We start from the raw sequence: 18,224 nt of genomic DNA on the forward strand, positions 1-18,224 counted from the left end.
CCTCATAAGTTAGATTTGAATGATATGTACCCCCTTACTGGGCAAAATCCGGCTAAGGGGGTTTTTACGTGAAATATGATTTTAGCTTAAAGCAAAGAATATTAATGGCTTATGAATCTGGTGAAGGTACCTATGTCAATACTTTGACACAATTAGTGGACCTTATTTATGCAACTATAAAAGCACTTCCTTTCATTTACTTTGAATTTAAATAACTAATACTGTTATGTATCGTGGTTATAAATAATTTTCTATGTGCAAATATAGCTGGATTATTGAAATCTCAGATTGTACGCAAATATTTTTCTTAAGTAAAGAATATTAGTCGGTTGGGTTATAGTTTTGACCCTGACCGATTTTTTTTGTGGGATCTTTCTGACAAGAGTTAATAACAATTTACGCATATAAGACGAAATTTATATGGTTCTATGTAAATAGTTGGGGTGGAATTGTAAACTGAAGTTTAAATGGCTTTTTCATGCGAAATAAGCTTTTTGAGCGATTTGAACTCGGTTTGGGTTTAGATTTGATTTCTGACTAAGTTTGAAAATTTTGAACTAATATGCTTCTCTTTGACTAAACACCTAGCGGATTTTGACTGTGTAGATGGAGTAGCCTTTAAATTCACTATTGGTCAATAACATCGGTAATTTGGACGATAGTAATTGATTTCTCAAATAAATGAGTGCATAGGATATTTAAGACAATTGATGAAAGTTAGAACAATGTTGCTAATTGAAGGAGAATGAAATTATATGTAGAATAATTTCTTATAAGTGAAAATAATGGGATAAAAAAGAATTAATATTTATCAATACTAATGAAGAAGCTGCTTTCTAGTAGTAATCTGTAATCGTATAAAATAATGTAAGTCATACATATTAAGCGAACATTGTACAAAGTTAGTACCTTACTTTCAAACATAATTTCTTTACAGAGTGACAATGTGAATTTCATTAGAAAAAATTAATTTAGGAGGAGTATAGTAATGATAAAAATTAAACGCCTTGTGGCATTGGGTATTTTGACAGCAATGTTTATTTCACCATTTCCGCTTTCTGTCCAGAATGAAAAACAAGCGCTGGCTTTAGACAACAATCTAGGATTAACTCCACCAATGGGATGGAATAGCTGGAACATCTTTGGAGGTAACATTAATGAAGAAAAGATTAAGCAAATTGCAGATGCCATGGTAACAACAGGAATGAAGGATGCAGGTTATGAGTATGTCAATCTTGATGATAATTGGATGGCAAATCCTGCCCGTGATGAAAATGGATACCTTATTCCAGATCCAATACGTTTTCCTAGCGGTATGAAGGCTTTGGCAGATTATATCCATTCAAAAGGATTGAAATTTGGAATTTATGGTGACAGGGGAGTAACTACATGCTGCAATATACCACAGAGTGGGAGCCAGGGATATGAAGAGCGAGACGCACAAACTTTTGCTGACTGGGGAGTGGATTATTTAAAATATGATAACTGTGCTTCAGACAGTAATCTGCAGGCGGGCTACGAAAAAATGAGGGATGCGCTTTTAAAAACTGGAAGACCTATTTACTATAGCATATGCTGCTGGTATTTTGCTGGACCATGGCTGGTAGATTGCGGTAATTCATGGAGAACAACAGGCGATATTACTGATAACTGGGGAAGCATTACAAGGATTATTGATGAAAACTCTAAATCGGCTGCTTATGCAGGGCCCGGTCATTGGAATGATCCGGATATGCTGGAGGTTGGCAATGGTAATATGACAGATACAGAATACAAAGCACATTTCAGTATGTGGTGCATGATGGCAGCTCCGCTTATTGCTGGAAATGACATTAGAAATATGACTGATGCTACAAAAGAGATTCTTACAAACAAAGAAGTTATAGCTATTGATCAAGATTCCGCAGGAGTGCAAGGCACTAAGGTAAGTGCTTCGGGAGAACTTGAAGTGTGGTGTAAGCCTCTAGGAACAGATGGTACTACTAAGGCGGTTGCCCTCTTCAATCGAAGTGCTGCAGCAGCAGATATCACTGTAAAATGGAGCGATATAGGGCTTGATGATGGTTCTGTTGCTGTTCGTGACCTATGGGAGCACAAGGATTGCGGCACGTTTAGTACTGGATATACAGCAAATGTACCCTCCCATGGAGTTGTACTATTAAAAGTAAGCTCTGCTGATGGAGCTATAATGTATGGTGATGTAGATGGAAGTAATAATATTGATGCGATAGATTATTCGCTAATTAAAATGTATTTGCTTGGCCAGATTTCAGAATTTCCAGCCTCAGATGGCAAACTGGCTGCCGATGTTGATGGGGATGGTCAAATAACAGCACTGGATTTTTCATTAGTAAAGCAATATTTGCTGGGGGTTATTAATAAATTTCCAGCGCAGAAATGATTATTTATGCCATGGAAAACAAATACTATTGAAGAGGTACCAGCTATTGTTTGTAGTGGACTAAAATGTAAGTATTAATATTGATGCGATAGATTATTCAATGATTAAACTATATTTGCTTGGCTAGATAACAGAATTTTCAGCTTCAAATTGTAAACAGACTGCTGTATTGATGGGGACAGTCAAATAACAGCACTGGATTTATCATTAGTAAAGCAATATTTGCTGGGGGTTATTAATAAATTCCCAGCACAGAAATGATAATTACTGGTAAGTATTAGTTTTCTATATTGTAAACATGTAATTATTGGGCTATAATATGGTAGTAGTTTGAAATGGTAATGATTCGATTTAAAGCTGAGTACCGATTCAATGTCTCGGTAGTCTAATGGATAAGACGGTGGATTCCGGTTCCACTGATACGGGTTCGATTCCTGTCCGGGACGCCAACGCTAGAATTAGAGGGTTCTGGCGTTTTTTTATTCTCAAAAATGTTGGCAAAAAATACACGAGTCCACTGATTTAGAATAATACCAATTACAAATCAGTGGACTGCCTCTTTTGGAAAAATTCAGAGGAGGTAATTTATTAATGAAGTCAGTAAAAAAAATAACTGGTGATTGGCAGAAAGAATTAAAAGACTTTTTGCTATGGAAAAAATCTCAGGGAGCAAGTGAACGAACACTATACGACTATAATAAGCATGTAAACATCTTCTTTAAAAGACATCCTGATGCGTTACAAGACATTGACAAAGCATGTATGGAATATATGAGTGAGAGTATCAAACCATGCACTTACAATCTTAGGAGGGCTTATTTAAAGTGCTTTTGTGATTATTTATTTGAGGATAACTTGATAAGAGTTAACCCTTTTTCAAAATTACCCAAAAGAAAAGTTAATGATAAGATAATAGATATACCTATAGACGTACTACAACAATTTTTGTCTATACCTGACAAAAGTAATTTTGCAGGGCTTAGAGATTATACTTTGATGCTTACACAACTTGACTGTGGAATTCGTCCGAATGAAGCCTTGCAACTTAAAATATCAGATTTTGATTTTAAGCATTACTGTGTAATTGTTCCTGAAGAAGTGGCTAAAACAAGACACTCAAGAACATTACCTTTAAGTATAGAAACGGTAAGAGCTATTACTAAGCTTGTAAATTATCGTCCTGCTGATTGGAAAGATAATATCCCTGTTTTCTGTAGCTGTAATGGTGAAACGCTAAATTCGGATATTATGTCTAGGAGATTTGCAAATTATTCTAAAAAGTTGGATGTTTATATAACTCCATATTCTTTAAGACATTGCTTTGCTTTGTATTATCTTAGGAATGGGGGAGGGACTTTGCATCTTCAGACCATTATGGGGCATGAAACTCTTGATATGACTCGTAAGTATGTGGCACTAAGTGATACAGATATTAAATCAAGTCATAATTCCTATACGCCAATAAGAAATGTTTTACCACCTAAAAAAACAAGTATAAGAAAGATTAAAAAATAACCGATTAAATCTAAATGGTTATATCAAACTAAGAGCCTTGCCACCTGACAAGGTTCTTTTTCTAGGCAAAAAATGCGCTTTTAAGCGATTTATACATATTACCTTATAACTATATACAAGCATAAATAAATAACTAAAAATGCCTATATATGCTATAATATCCCTATATTTGATTTTTATAAATGTCAAAATATAAATAATGTATTTATGAACGACATATATCTATAAAGCATATACAATAAGTTGATGAGGATAGGAGTAAAATAATGGTAAGGGTAAGTGATATTATTCCATTAAGTGAAGTTGAAAAATGGAATACAGAAGATATAGTTTTGATTAATGCAGGAACTGGACAAGGGAAAACAACTTTTGTTAAGGATATTCTTATTGAATATTGCAAAGAAAATAATAAAAGCATATTATTTCTAGTTAATAGAATAGCTCTTAAAAAACAAACTAAAAAAGATATTGAAAAGAAAGAAAAAAATTATATTGCTAATGTTAGATTAACCAGTTATCAAGCAATCACTAGATTACTTTTAAAAAATAAGAATAATCCAGATAAAGCAAAGGCTATTGCTCATTTTGATTATATTGTATGTGATGAAACACATTGGTTTTTCTCTGATGCTTTATTCAATAATACTACTGATTTAATGTGGAACTGGTTAATTAATAATAGTAATAGTATTAAAATTCTAATGACAGCAACCGCATTGTTACCAAAGAAATATATAAAAGAAGTGGTCAAAAAGAAGGTTAAGGAGTATAAACTTACAACTGACTATAATAAGTTTATCAAGACTCTATATTTTTATAAGAATGATAAAACTATAGAAAAAATATTATTTAACCTTCCCAAAGATGAAAGAGCATTATATTTTTGTGGTGCTGATAAAGCCTATACGCTGAGTAAGTTACTTCCTGATGCAAAGTTTTATTGTAGTGAGAACAATAAATTATACAAACATGCAGACGAGGATACATTCAAAAGTATTATAGAGAAAATGAATTTTGAATGCCAGATATTATGTACCACCTCTGTTCTAGATAATGGTGTGAATTTTCAAGATACTTCAATTAAACATATTATTATTGATTACTTTGACTTAGATGAAATACAACAAATGATAGGGCGTAAGCGACTAAATATAAACAATATTGATGATACATTTACTTTATACATAAAGAATTTGACTAATCAAGGCTTAAATAGAATACGGAACACAAATAACTATCTACTGAAGCAAGCAGACTATTTGGAGGAAAATGGTGAAATTGAGTTTACAAATAAATATTTTAAAAAATCTGTTAACAATATTATAGATACATTTACTGGTGAAGATAATCAGATTCATAGAAAAGTAAATAAAATGATGTATACTAAAATTCAGAATCTAATAGAGATAATTCAAAAAATGTTGAAGAGAAAAAAAGATGGGTATAAGCAGGCTGTAATAACTAGATTGAAATATGATAAGAAAAATGTGTTTGATTTAGATACTGAATTAGATGGTTCTATATTGCAAGAATACTTAAATAGTTTGATTGGAATAAAATTATTTAAGGAAGAACAAAAGAAACTAAAGGACTTTTTAACAACTAATGATGATTTATTTAATCCTGCCAAAACAGACCATAAGAGTTTGGGGCTAAATTCTATTAATGGATACTTCATGGATAATGGATTAGCTTATGCTGTGGAATCTAACATAGAGAATTCCAGAAAGTCAGAATATTATAAAAAGACATATTGGATTATTAGTAAAAAATGATTTTGCGAAAAAAATTCCATTTGTCATATAATTATGAGAGGTGGAAAAAATGGGGCAAAATTATAATTATAAAATAATGAACAGTAAAAGTCAATAGATTTTGAAAAAATATTTTTAATTCTTATAAAATTAGTAAATCTATTAATCAGAAAGTAAAAAGTAAATAAATTATATTGCGTTATCTTTGAATTTTTATTTTTCATGTAGCGTAGCGGAATGAAAATAAAAAACAAAGTAACGCAAAACTTGCGATTAAAATAGGTAGGGCGGTTTTTGCCCTACCTATTTTAATTGTAAGTTAAGGTTTTTGTCGAGTAGGAAAATAAATTAACGGTCACACGATTTCCAGAGTTACGCTTCATTTATTATTTAAGATTATTTAGCTATATCTTTTATTATTCAAAACCTTTATTTAAGCCTCATGTGAGGCTTTTATTTATGTATTTACTTTTAAACGCTTATAACATAATGGTTAGAAAATTTTAAAAAGTGTTAGAAGATTTGTTAGAAATATGAGACATTATGACTATATTCACGTTAGGCTGGTTTTATTTATAAGCAAGTATGGTATAATAATTTTAGTTGTAACAATATAGAATTATTGGGGGATAATAATATAAATGTTTGAGAATACATGGTTTGTATCGATATGTTCATCACTTATTGCAACTTTAATCAGCATTTTTGTGTCAAAATTAACTAAGCATTTCTTAGGGGATAAGATAGTAGAAGAGAATCCAATATATTCAATATATTGTTTGTTCTTAGGTGCATTATGTTTTATTACAATATCAGTTTCAACAATTATTATTTGGTTAATTGAAAAGGATATCTCTAATTCTTTTTATATTTTTAAGATAGGTTTTTCAGGAATACTATTTATTATTGTAGCGTTAATTATGGTTACTTCTTTTGTTATTACTACAAATTTAATTAAATATATGCAAAAAGGTACATATGATTCTTTTGATAGAACGCAAAATGCTATTTTAAAGGTATACGCAAAAGGTCTAAACGCTATAAAAAAACAGCAGAAAGTGGTAGAGCAAGAAAAAGTGATAGAGCATGAGAATATATAACTATGAATTATTTTATATTAAATAAAAATGCTTAGTTTATAACAACTAAAAATTGAGTAATGAGTAACACATCTAACCACATATCAATGTTATTGAGCGAACGAGTGTTCTGTGTTTTTGCATAAACTGAAAGCATTGGTATTACTGCATTGTAGAGAGTGCTGAAATGGTTTGATTATATGTATATACTATAAAGCTTTGATATTATTATATTTGCTCGATTAGTAATACGATACATTTTATTAGGTTAAGTGGTGTTTGATTTGTATTGCCATAATTTATATAAGAAATAATGGAGGATAAAATGGAAATCTTAAATAAACCGATTATTGTCAATAGTATTAAATCAAATAGAAAAAAAATTGCATTATTTATTATTGCAATAGTATTATTGGTATTAATTATTAGTTATTTTACATCTGTAAATAATAAAATATTATTATATGAAAACCAATATATTAATAAAGCCAAACAGATAGTATCTACTTATAATTTGAAAGACGTAAATATTATTATGAAATTTAAAGGTAAATATGAAGGGTATAGGAGCTACGATTTAGTGATAGAAAGTAACACTTTTGAAAAGCTTGAAGATAAAAAGAAATATGAGCTTGTAAAATCTTTGGAAACTATAAGCGTTAGTGATTCAAGTTTTATAGTCTTAAAACAAGTAATATCAGATTCTAACGAATACGATATTGATGTACTTTCTCCTAATGTTTTAAATAAAAATAATGATGAATATTATACTAATGGAATTAAGTATAATGATGGTAACACTGATAATATTACTACTAGTACATATGAAAAAGAACCAAGTGAAGATGATAAAGCTTTTGCTTGGACAGCAGCTATAAAAGAGGTTAAGGAGAGATTAAAATCTCCCTCAACATCTGAGTTTCCTTTTAGTTATAATGAACAATACATCAAAGAAGTTGAAACAAAAACTTTTGTAATAAAATCTTATGTCGATGCTGAGAATTCTTTTGGAGCAGAAATAAGAAGCAACTTTATGGTTAGAATCAAAAGAACAGGTGAAAACACATACAATTTAATTGATGTTAAGATATACGATTAACTTATGTTAGCTTTTGAGATGAAATATCAATCAGTCTTAAAATGTATGTATTTAGTATATTATCAAGATAGCAAATGTTCTTTTATAAATATATAATTCTTTTAATATAAGGTATAATAGTTAGAATTAATGGCTAGCAGGATAATAAATTTTATCCTACATTATTTATTCAATAAATTAAACATCATTTTACAATCTAAAAGTCCTTGTTTATAAAAATATTTCTGATAACCAACTAAGTAATTTCCTTGTATACTGTCAAGTTGATGAATTAAATCGGAAGATTCAGGAGGTAATACTTTTTCCAATTGCTTTAAAATATCATTATATAGATAATAGAACTCTAAATATTCAGACGAGTTACTGTATTCATTACTTAGCTCTTCTATTCTATTATCTATACTTGTTAAAATAAAACTTCCAAAATTACTGCTATTATTTGTATTAGAACTAAAAGACATATATGATTCCCTCCAAATTTTAAAATGGAGGGAAAATTAAAAAGTGCGAATAGGTATACCCTACACGCACATATAATTGCAAAATTAAACAAAAGCAAGTATAATAATAACTGGTTGCTGTGGTGGACAAAGTCCATACGTGTGGGTGGTGTTTTCACCTGCATGGGTTTCTAGGTGCTACCAACACTTAGAAATCATGGCAACTATTTAATTTTCCCTAAAAAGATTATATCATTATGGGATAATTTTGCAAGATATTTATGTCTCATTTAAGCATTTATGACATGATATATTTATTTTCTCTATAATTCTATATTCAATTAATAGCACTAATTTAAAGTTGTTATCAATTATCATCTAAATATATATCAATGTTGTTAAGAAAATGAATAGTTGATGTTTTATATAAACTGGAAATATGGATAGTACTATATTTATAGAGAGGATGATAAATTGCTGTAATAATATTTATGCGATTAGTAATTAGGTGTTATGTCAATATAGCTGAATACCAAATTAGTATATATTTGATTTATTTAATATAAAAAGGTATAATTTAGAAAAAAATAGGTCATTTGGAGGTTGCTACTATGGACAGCAAATTAGATAGAATAGTATCAAGAATTGAGGAATATTTATTAGGAACATCCAATACGGTAGAAAAAGGAAGAAAGTTTGTAGAATGGATTCTTCTTGATGTTTTTGATAAAACTGAAAGCGAATTGGAGGATGATGATATTGAAAATGGTATTGGTGTAATAATATCGGATGGAAGTTATGATAAGGGTATTGATGCAGCTTTTATTTTTTGTGGTACTTTATATTTAATTCAGGCAAAATATGGGCTATCTCATTCGGAAGATAATGTTTATGCATTTATTTCAAAAATGGAGACTTTCTTAAATGATGAATATTGTCTAAAAAATAATAGTATTCAAAGAATAAGGGATTTATTATTTGATAGAGACAAAGTAAATGACATTCAGATTTTCTACATAACTAATAATTTTATTGACGTTGATGTATTTGAAAATAAAGTTTCAAAATTTAATGAGGCATCTCCAGAAATTTGTGGTATCAGTTGTAGGATGAGAATATTAGGACTTTTACAGATATTTGAGTATCAGGATGAGATGGCAAATGCAATTCCTTCAAAGTTTAAAGGGAAAAAGTCTGGCATTATAATAGAAAATCATTTTGAGAACAGAGAACATACAACAATAGTAGCAGAAGTAGCACTAAAGAATCTAGCTCAGTTTGTTAAGAAAGATAGAGAATACTTATTTTATTCGAATATTAGGAATTTTCTTGGAAGTAATAAAATTAATAAGAAAATTGCTGAGACATTTCATAATCCAAAGAACTTTTGGTATTACAATAATGGAATAACTATAGTGTGTGAAGATTATGAGTTGAAAAATGATTTTCAATTAACTATTGATACACCCCAAATTGTTAATGGATGCCAAACTGCAAGTGTTATATATAATCAATGGGAAGCTTTAAAAAGACCAAACAACTTAGAAGGTACAATACTTGTAAAAATAATAAGAGATACAAATAATAAAAGAGCAGATATTACTAGATATACTAATAGTCAAAATGCTGTAACAGGTAAGGATTTTTTTGCACTTGAATCATTTCAGAAAGAATTAAAAAAACAATTTGCTTATTTAGGATTTAACTATGAAATACAACGAAATGCTACAATTTTAAGAGAAGATAAGCAGAAGTATAAAGGTAATTCCAAATATGATTATTTGTTTGATAAATCTTTTAAAAGCAGAAAGTGTACTATGATTGCTAAAGAAGTAATACAAGCATATGTTTCAGGGATACTTTTAAACCCTGCAAAAGCAAAAAGTATCGGAGATTATGTGCCTGGTGGTCAGTTCTATAACAATACATTCAATGATTCTACTCCTGAAGACCCAAGATACTATTTATTCCCATATGCTATAATGTATTACAGTAGAAATATACTAGAACATAAGAAAGATGATAAGTTGAGAGCATCTAATTTGCTATTTATTTCTCTTTATTTTAGAACAATTCTTAAAATTTTTAACAAAATAGATTTATTTAAAGAAGAAGTATTTAGTATAAAAGATTATCCTGATAAAAAGAAAATTATAGAATGTTTTGATACTCTATTTATTTCATCAGAATATAATATAGCACTAATAAAACTAATAGAAAATATTATGGAACAAATATATGACGATTCTACAGTTATTGAAGTTATTGGAGAAAATCTTCCTAAGTTTTTGAAAAATACTATAGAGAGTGAACGTATAGTTAAAATAATTAATTTTAAAATTGAGAATCGACTAAATAAAAAAGACAGTATAGCATTAATTGACGATATAAAGGATATTTTCAATCTGTAAAATTAAAATGTTACAGTTCTAAAATAGTATATATTTGCTTACAGATATGTTTGAAATAATCTTGAATGTATGATGCTTACAAGAATTTAAAGTAGAAGACTATAAATTTTATTATTGTTAGTTTTTGAGTAAAGTCTTTTATGGATTGAATATTTGAAGCATAATAAATAAAAAGGGAGTTAATTATGGGGAAATTATTAAAATTAGTATTATTTTTTATCATTTGTGCGATTGTATTTTGGCTGTTAATTCCTATATTAAATATTTTTAGTATGTTAGCAAAAATCAGTTTAGTGATGGCAGGTTTTGTTTTCTTAGTGTTTATATTTAAAAAGATGTTTTTCTGATATTAATTTTAATAGCATGTTAAAAATCAGTCTTAATTATTCTCACAGTGGAATTTACCAAGATTTGAGGTTGAAGAAGTTTTTTAATGCTAAGAAATATATAAAAATCTGTGTATATAAATCATATGTTTTCATAGACAGTTGATTTTACAAGAAAATAGCAGATATTTGCTGATAAATGAGCATAAATTACCTATATAACTGTCTATGAAAGTTGAATATGATTTCGTAGACAGTTATAATTATATCATAATCAATGAAAGGAATTGATACTATGATATATGGATATATGAGAATTAGTACTCAGAAGGAAAAACAGACTACAGACAGGCAGAAAATAACACTAGAACAATATGCAAATGATAATAGATTTACTTTTGATAACATTGTAGAGGAACGAATAAGCGGAACAATTAAAGCAGAGAACCGACAAGTATATAGAGACTTAAAGACTAAGACATTACGACAAGATGATATTTTAATAATCACCGATTTGGATAGATTAGGCAGGGATGCAGATGATGTAATTGCGGAATTAAAGGATTTAAAGAGTAAAGGAATTAGAGTTATAGCCTTGGATATTCCATATATGAATGAATATAACAAGGCACAGGACAGTAGCATATATAATATGGTTGTTGATATAGTAATAACTTTAAAAGCACATATGAGCCAACAGGAGAGAGAAAAAACAGTAGCAAGAATAAACCAAGGATTAGATGCAGCAAGAGCCAAGGGAACTAAATTAGGAAGACCACAAGCAGAATTACCAGATAACTTTATTAAAGAGTATAAAAGGTTTAAGGATGGCAAGTATGGAGATATGACAGCAACGGGTTTTGCAAAGTATCTGGGAATAGGTCGAGCAACATTGTATAAATATATTGATATATATAAAGAAGCAGAAGAGGAGAAGGGGAATTAAACCCTTCTTTTTAGTTTGTCTAAGGGCAGAGGGGTATTTTACAAATATCGAATAGTTAATTATTTACATATGTTATCATTGCACATTGAGGAATCGACTACAGTTACTGTATGAGCGACTTAGAAATATTATCATTATTATTTACATTATATTGAAAATTCCATATTGCAACGATACAATAAAGTAAAATATTGTTAGCATGGAGGGATAAAATTGAATAAACGATTACAAGGGTTTATAGCTGGTCTTTTAGTATGCTGTTTAATATTAGGTACTACTGTTTTATCAGCAGGAGTAACAAAAACTATTAAAGCGGTTTTTAATCAAGTTACTGTAAAAATTGATGGTAAAGCTGTAAGCGGTGACAATATAACTTATAATAATAATGTATATGTAAGAGCTGACAAGATTAGTGAATCATTAGGTAAGGCTTTTAACTGGGATAAAAAGAAGAATACCATTATAATTAATAATTCAAATTTTGAGAATCAAAGAGATGTTGTTACATTTAAAAGCTATAGAAGCTAATGTACGACTTATTCTCAAGAAACAAAATTCAAGTATTTTAAAATCTGATTTACAGAAGGTTACAAGTATTTATATAACTAATACCAAAGTATCATCCTTAGATGATTTAAAGTATCTTGAAAATTTGAAGGAATTATTTCTGTGTAATTGCCAAATTTCAGACATAACAATTCTTAAAGATTTAAAAAAATTACGAACTATTAATATTTCAGGGAATAATGTTTCTGACATAACACCACTAAGTAGTTTGAATGAACTTACAAATTTATATCTTGATGATAATAAAATATCAGATTTATTGCCAATTAAGCAATTAAAAAAATTGCAAAAATAAAGCTTTTACGGGAATGAAATCACTGATATCACACCACTTAAAAGCTAACCAAACCTAAAAGGAACTTCATATTTGATTGTTGACAATAATAATAAATATTTTTATTTAGGCGATAAGTTTGTACTGATTTTTATAATTGATAACAAAAGATATCTGTTAAATCCTGATAATCAGAGTTGTTTTATTGATGATTCAGGTAATGTATATTTAAGAAGCATCGTAAGCATTTTAAGAGTCTTTGATAAAGCTTATAGCATAAAACCAAGTGAATCTCCATTTGTAGACGGGGTATTAAATACAGATTTAAAGAAACAATATACTACTCAAAAGAAAGTTTACTTGGATGCTACAAATTACTATAATAATGGAGAAATAAATTATCATGAAGAAAAATATCAATATTCGTTTAATCCTGAAGGGCAAACTGGGTGTAAAACATTATTTAATCAATCATACTTCCCTTTAACAACTATTCTTAAAACATTTAATATTAATAATTCCATTGATTTGGATTTAAAAAATAAATATATAATATTTACTTTATAATCATTTACGACTTCTCAGAAACGGAGGGCATCTTTGTTTGTCTACCTTACTGAAAGTACCCATTATTGTTTTTTGGGTAGTTTTAAGTGAGAATAATTGTGATATAATATCAGTGGATATGACTAATTTTTCTTCCTAAAAGATAAGGTTAGTCCACTGATTTATAAATCAAGTGATTTCGTGTAAGCCACTAATATCAAGCGTTGTAGTCTAATGGATAAGACGGTGGATTCCGGTTCCACTGATACGGGTTCGATTCCTGTCCGGGACGCCAGAAATGATTAATAAGTAGAAAGTGCCAGTATCCGTAAGGGTTTTGACACTTTTTATTTTTTGATAATGTGGCTTTAAAGTAACGAATCCGCCAGACTATATTATTAGCAACTGAAGTCAAGAATTAAAAAAGCTTATGAAATATAATTAAGACATCAGGAGGTTAGAAAATGTATGAGGCTGAAACAATTATGGCAGTGCAAAGAATGCAAGAATATATAGAGGCAAATATTTTGAAAAAAATTACTTTAAAAGAATTAGCTAATGTGGCAGGATATTCACCTTGGCATGCTGCAAGATTATTTAAAGAGGCTACTGGTAAAGCTCCATTTGATTATATTCGAGCATTAAGACTTACTAAAGCGGCATTGTTACTTAGAGATAGTAATGAAAAAATTATTGATGTAGCAATTGACTTTGTGTTTGATTCACACGAAGGCTTTACAAGAGCATTTTCAAAGGAGTTTGGTATGCCGCCTAGTAAGTATAGTAAAAGTACACCGCCAATAAAGTTGTTTATGCCAAGTAAAGTTTTTGAAACCTACCGAGTATTTCATAAAGGAGAAAAAGAGATGAGCAAAGAAAATAATACTAAATCCGTATTTGTACAGGTAATTGAGCGTCCTGCACGAAAGGTTTTGTTAAAGAGAGGAATAAAGGCAACTGAATACTTCGCATACTGTGAGGAAGTAGGCTGTGATGTTTGGTCAGTATTAACAAGTGTGAAAGAGGCGCTATATGAGCCTATTGGAATGTGGCTCCCAAAGAACCTTATAAAAGAAGGAACCTCTCAATATGTTCAGGGAGTCGAAGTTCCGTTGGACTATGCAAATAAAATACCTGAAGGGTATGAATTAATAGAATTGCCACCTTGTAAACTAATGATTTTTCAAGGGGAAGCATATAATGATGATGATTTTATGGAAGCAATCGATGAAGTTTGGAAACATATTGAAAAATTTGACCCTACAATTTATGGCTATAAATGGGCACCAGAAGCTGCACCAAGATTTCAGCTTGCACCAATGGGCTATAGAGGGTACATTGAGGCCCGTCCTGTTGAGGCCATAAATGAAGGTCGTTAATTATTTTTCTAATCATTGAGTCTTTTTATTTATAAGATAGCTGTTAGTAGATATAAAAAGAAGAGATTTTATATAGTTTAAAATAAGTAACAGCACGATTAAACTTTGCAGTTTAGTCGTGTTTTATTATGAAGAATTTTTAAATTAAGCATGAAAGCAATAGCTTATTCTTATATTGAGATACTTTAATTTCATATTCACCTGCTCAAACAGGTACTCATCTATGCCAAAGTAGAAACCCACTTTTTCTTATTCTTTCCCTGCTTTTCCTTGATAAGCTCACTGGAAAGGTTCTCAAAGAACTCCTTCTGTGTCTCTGCCTTAACCAGCATGTCAATCAAAAGCATTAATAGCGGTAATGTAAATGCTTAAAAATGATACCACTCACAGTAGAAAGAGTTTAGACTTAATAGCTTGTTTACTTATATATTATGAGAATACAAATATTACAAAAAACTACAAAAATTGAATTGATATAAAAGGTATTTGGGTTTTTATATAGAATTATTTAAAAAACTAAGTAAGCTTAACTAGAAGGAGTAAACATCATGGAAGAGAACAGCAGGCTAGAAAAGGGATATTTAAAAATGCAAGAGGTTTTAGGAGAGTCAGAAAACAATGCTAACAACAGCTTAAATACCATATTTCCAGATTTAGAAAAATATATGGTTGAGTATGTATGGGGTGAAATCTATACTAGAGAGGCTTTAGATATAAAATTTAAAGAAATTGCGGTAATTGCAGCATTAACGGCTATTGGGAATGCACAAGAACAGCTAAAGCAGCATTTAAATGGAGCGCTTAATGTTGGCTGTACCATTAACGAAATAAAAGAAATTTTGCTTCAAATGTCAGCGTTTGCTGGTTTTCCAGCGTGTATTAATGCAATGAACCTACTAAGAACCGTATTAGCTGAACGAATGAGCAAAGGCATAGAAGATGAAATTGGCATTGAGCCAACAAATGAAATATCACCTATGGATAGGTATAAAGTAGGTTCACAGGTGATGTCAGAATTAGACAGCGGGCAAGTAGAACTTTTAGAAAAAACATATAATGACTTTTCAACGGAACTGGTAAATCTTGTGGTTTGCGGTCAAGCCGATATTACAGCAAGAAATAACATAGACAAAAAATATAGAGAAATTGCTTCTATTTCTGCTATGACTGCTCTAGGTACTGCTCAGTCTCAGCTAAAAACACATATTAATATGGCTTTAAATATAGGGGTAACACCTGAGCAGATAAAAGAAATAATGCTTTTGATGACCGCCTTTTCTGGTTTCCCATCAGCCATAAATGGAATGAATATATTGATGGCGGTATTAGAAGCTAGGAAACAGCGGTAAATCAACCGTTCTTACTCGAGTAAATGAAATCACAAAATCAGTATTCATGCAAGATTAAAGTTGTTCAACAAGCTTTAAGCTGTTATTGAAGGGTCTGCTGTAAGAAATATTTTCTGTATACGGAATGCACACAGCTTAGAGGATATACCTCTCTCGCATGCTGATGCAAAACAACAATTTCTGTATACCGATGTCTTGTTACAAGAAATAGTAAAAGTTAGAAACATAATAAAATTTTGAAACTCAGTTAGAAATAGATGCTAGAGCAATAGGTGAAGAACAACTATTGCAGGTGATATAGCGAAAGCAATTATCTGTGATTATTGACATTAGGCAGGATGGTCGGCGTAAGTGCTTGTTCTGATAAAATTTCAGCAGTCAATATGGACTATTTTCAATAAAAGATGGTAAAATTAAAAAATGACTAATAAACAAATGAGGATGTTAAACATTGAAAATAGGAAACGTTGAATTAAAAAATAGAGTTTTTTTAGCACCAATGGCAGGGGTTACTGATATGCCGTTTAGAGTGTTATGCAAGGAGCAGGGCTGTGGTCTTGTTTATACTGAAATGGTCAGTGCAAAGGGAATGCACTATAATGACCAGAAAAGTACTCAATTAACACTCCTTGATGAAAAGGAGAAGCCTGGTGCTGTGCAAATATTTGGTTCTGAACCGGAAATATTAGCAGAGGTAGCGGCAAGGCTGGACAAATCGGATGCTAGTATAATTGATATTAATATGGGCTGTCCTGCCCCTAAAATAACAAAAAACGGTGAGGGCAGTGCTTTGATGAGAAAGCCAGAGTTGGTGGCAAGGATTGTAAAGGCTGTTTCAAGTGCTACTCAGAAACCAGTTACGGTAAAGATACGTAAGGGATGGGACGATACGACTGTTAATGCTGTGCAAATTGCTCAGATAGCTGAAGAAAATGGTGCTTGTGCAGTTGCAGTTCATGGAAGAACTCGTGAACAATACTACAGTGGAAAAGCTGACTGGGATATTATAAAACAGGTAAAGAAAGCAGTTTCTATTCCTGTAATAGGAAATGGCGACGTGTTTGGTCCTCTTGAAGCAAAACGTTTATTTGAGGAAACGGGCTGTGATGCAATAATGGTAGGCAGAGGTGCTCAAGGGAATCCTTGGATATTTAATCAAATTAATAGTTACCTTGAAGAGGGAAAATTTATTCCATTACCTACAGCCCAGCAAAAAATAGAAATGATTATCAGGCACATGAATATGCTGATAGACCATAAAGGAGAACGAACAGGAATACTTGAAATGAGATCACATATAGCTTGGTATATTAAAGGCTTGAGAGATGCAGCTCATACTAAACAAAGGATTTTTACACTAACGGATAAAGAAGAAATTTTTAGTGTTCTTCAGAACTTTTTAATTCGTCAGGAAAATACTTAGCTAAAATATCTTCTATTCCAAGGACTATCTGATTTGCACATTTTTTTTGGAAACTGGCAGTGGTTAATAGCTTTGAGTCTTCTTTATTTGAAATGAAGCCAATTTCAAGCAATATAGAGGGCATGTTTGTATAACGCAAAACATATAGATTAGGACGTGGCATAAGGTCTCTGTTTCTTTCGCATAAGTCACCTATTTGTGATTGCATTATTCTTGCTATATCCTCGCCAGTTTCTGAATAAGGATTATATGTTGTTAAAACACCTCTTTGTGAAGGATCGCTGAAAGAGTTGTTGTGAATACTGACAAATAGTTTGCAAGCCTTTTCGTTTGCTATTTTGATTCTGTCTTCTAGGCTTACAAAAGTATCATCATTTCTAATCATAAGGTAACTTATATTTTTTTCTTTTAAAATTTTTTCTACTTGTAAGGCTATAGCCAGTGTAATATCTTTTTCTTGGATGGAGCCATTAATTGCACCTGGCTCCCAGCCACCATGACCAGCATCTATTATAACGGCTGGAGGCGGCTCTATGGGCTTCATAGAAAACTCTGAAGCTATTGAATTAGGAAGAATATTTTTTATAGAAAAGCCGTTTTTAGCAAGAAATGTGATTATTGATAACAAAATAACGGCAACTGAAAGCAAAGCTATTAAAATTTTAAGACTACGTTCACTTGGTCTTTTCATATATCCTCCATTGCTAACTTTTGA

17 protein-coding genes and 2 tRNA genes are annotated in these 18,224 nt (G+C 30.6%); 17 read left to right on the forward strand and 2 right to left on the reverse strand.

Translation table 11 applies throughout. The annotated features are described in order from the left end of the window. Positions 1–68 precede the first annotated feature (68 nt). From EHE19_RS02795 to EHE19_RS02830, 8 genes are all read left to right on the forward strand, one after another. Positions 69–215 (forward strand): hypothetical protein, encoded by a 147-nt coding sequence (locus tag EHE19_RS02795; RefSeq protein WP_171003563.1) that lies wholly within the window; start codon positions 69–71, stop codon positions 213–215. Positions 216–988: 773 nt separating this feature from the next. Further along, positions 989–2,401, forward strand: coding sequence for a dockerin type I domain-containing protein (locus EHE19_RS02800; protein WP_137697513.1), 1,413 nt, complete (start codon positions 989–991; stop codon positions 2,399–2,401). Positions 2,402–2,596: 195 nt separating this feature from the next. Beyond that, positions 2,597–2,662, forward strand: a complete 66-nt coding sequence (locus EHE19_RS19660) for a hypothetical protein (RefSeq protein ID WP_244648378.1) — start codon at positions 2,597–2,599, stop codon at positions 2,660–2,662. A 113-nt stretch (positions 2,663–2,775) separates the two neighbouring features. Beyond that, a tRNA-Arg gene (locus EHE19_RS02810) sits at positions 2,776–2,850 on the forward strand. 142 nt (positions 2,851–2,992) lie between these two features. Continuing rightward, a complete protein-coding gene (locus EHE19_RS02815) occupies positions 2,993–3,916 on the forward strand; it encodes a tyrosine-type recombinase/integrase (protein WP_137697514.1) in 924 nt (307 codons plus the stop codon). A 266-nt stretch (positions 3,917–4,182) separates the two neighbouring features. Then, the gene (locus EHE19_RS02820) at positions 4,183–5,691 is read left to right on the forward strand and encodes a DEAD/DEAH box helicase (RefSeq protein WP_137697515.1); all 1,509 of its coding nucleotides are present in this window, start codon (positions 4,183–4,185) and stop codon (positions 5,689–5,691) included. Between the two features lie 620 nt (positions 5,692–6,311). Next, the gene (locus tag EHE19_RS02825) at positions 6,312–6,770 is read left to right on the forward strand and encodes a hypothetical protein (protein WP_137697516.1); all 459 of its coding nucleotides are present in this window, start codon (positions 6,312–6,314) and stop codon (positions 6,768–6,770) included. Positions 6,771–7,074: 304 nt separating this feature from the next. Then, positions 7,075–7,848 (forward strand): hypothetical protein, encoded by a 774-nt coding sequence (locus EHE19_RS02830; protein ID WP_137697517.1) that lies wholly within the window; start codon positions 7,075–7,077, stop codon positions 7,846–7,848. Between the two features lie 161 nt (positions 7,849–8,009). On the opposite strand, the gene EHE19_RS02835 is transcribed toward EHE19_RS02830, so the two are convergent. Continuing rightward, entirely contained in the window at positions 8,010–8,309 is a 300-nt protein-coding gene (locus tag EHE19_RS02835) for a hypothetical protein (RefSeq protein WP_137697518.1), read from the reverse strand. A 590-nt stretch (positions 8,310–8,899) separates the two neighbouring features. On the opposite strand from EHE19_RS02835, the gene EHE19_RS02840 reads away from it, so the two are divergent. From EHE19_RS02840 to dusB, 9 genes are all read left to right on the forward strand, one after another. Further along, positions 8,900–10,699: an AIPR family protein gene (locus EHE19_RS02840; RefSeq protein WP_137697519.1), complete on the forward strand. Its 1,800-nt coding sequence runs from the start codon at positions 8,900–8,902 to the stop codon at positions 10,697–10,699. 621 nt (positions 10,700–11,320) lie between these two features. Continuing rightward, a complete protein-coding gene (locus tag EHE19_RS02845; protein ID WP_137697520.1) occupies positions 11,321–11,971 on the forward strand; it encodes a recombinase family protein in 651 nt (216 codons plus the stop codon). 213 nt (positions 11,972–12,184) lie between these two features. After that, on the forward strand, positions 12,185–12,499 hold the full coding sequence (locus EHE19_RS02850; protein ID WP_171003564.1) for a stalk domain-containing protein: 315 nt from the start codon (positions 12,185–12,187) through the stop codon (positions 12,497–12,499). Beyond that, on the forward strand, positions 12,468–12,833 hold the full coding sequence (locus tag EHE19_RS02855; protein WP_137697522.1) for a leucine-rich repeat domain-containing protein: 366 nt from the start codon (positions 12,468–12,470) through the stop codon (positions 12,831–12,833). Before EHE19_RS02850 ends, EHE19_RS02855 begins: the two co-directional genes overlap by 32 nt. Before the next feature lie 72 nt (positions 12,834–12,905). Continuing rightward, entirely contained in the window at positions 12,906–13,379 is a 474-nt protein-coding gene (locus EHE19_RS02860) for a hypothetical protein (protein WP_137697523.1), read from the forward strand. 205 nt (positions 13,380–13,584) lie between these two features. Next, positions 13,585–13,653: transfer RNA gene (locus EHE19_RS02865), tRNA-Arg, on the forward strand. Positions 13,654–13,822: 169 nt separating this feature from the next. Further along, on the forward strand, positions 13,823–14,737 hold the full coding sequence (locus EHE19_RS02870; protein ID WP_137697524.1) for a helix-turn-helix domain-containing protein: 915 nt from the start codon (positions 13,823–13,825) through the stop codon (positions 14,735–14,737). A 548-nt stretch (positions 14,738–15,285) separates the two neighbouring features. Next, on the forward strand, positions 15,286–16,086 hold the full coding sequence (locus EHE19_RS02875; protein WP_137697525.1) for a carboxymuconolactone decarboxylase family protein: 801 nt from the start codon (positions 15,286–15,288) through the stop codon (positions 16,084–16,086). Between the two features lie 451 nt (positions 16,087–16,537). Continuing rightward, positions 16,538–17,509, forward strand: coding sequence for a tRNA dihydrouridine synthase DusB (gene dusB, locus EHE19_RS02880; RefSeq protein ID WP_137697526.1), 972 nt, complete (start codon positions 16,538–16,540; stop codon positions 17,507–17,509). Here dusB and EHE19_RS02885 read toward each other — a convergent pair. Next, positions 17,466–18,200 (reverse strand): N-acetylmuramoyl-L-alanine amidase family protein, encoded by a 735-nt coding sequence (locus EHE19_RS02885; protein WP_137697527.1) that lies wholly within the window; start codon positions 18,198–18,200, stop codon positions 17,466–17,468. The two genes, dusB and EHE19_RS02885, sit on opposite strands and share 44 nt — an antisense overlap. Positions 18,201–18,224: the final 24 nt, after the last annotated feature.

Origin of the sequence: Ruminiclostridium herbifermentans (genome assembly GCF_005473905.2) — a bacterium.
GTDB lineage: Bacteria > Bacillota > Clostridia > Acetivibrionales > DSM-1351 > Ruminiclostridium > Ruminiclostridium herbifermentans.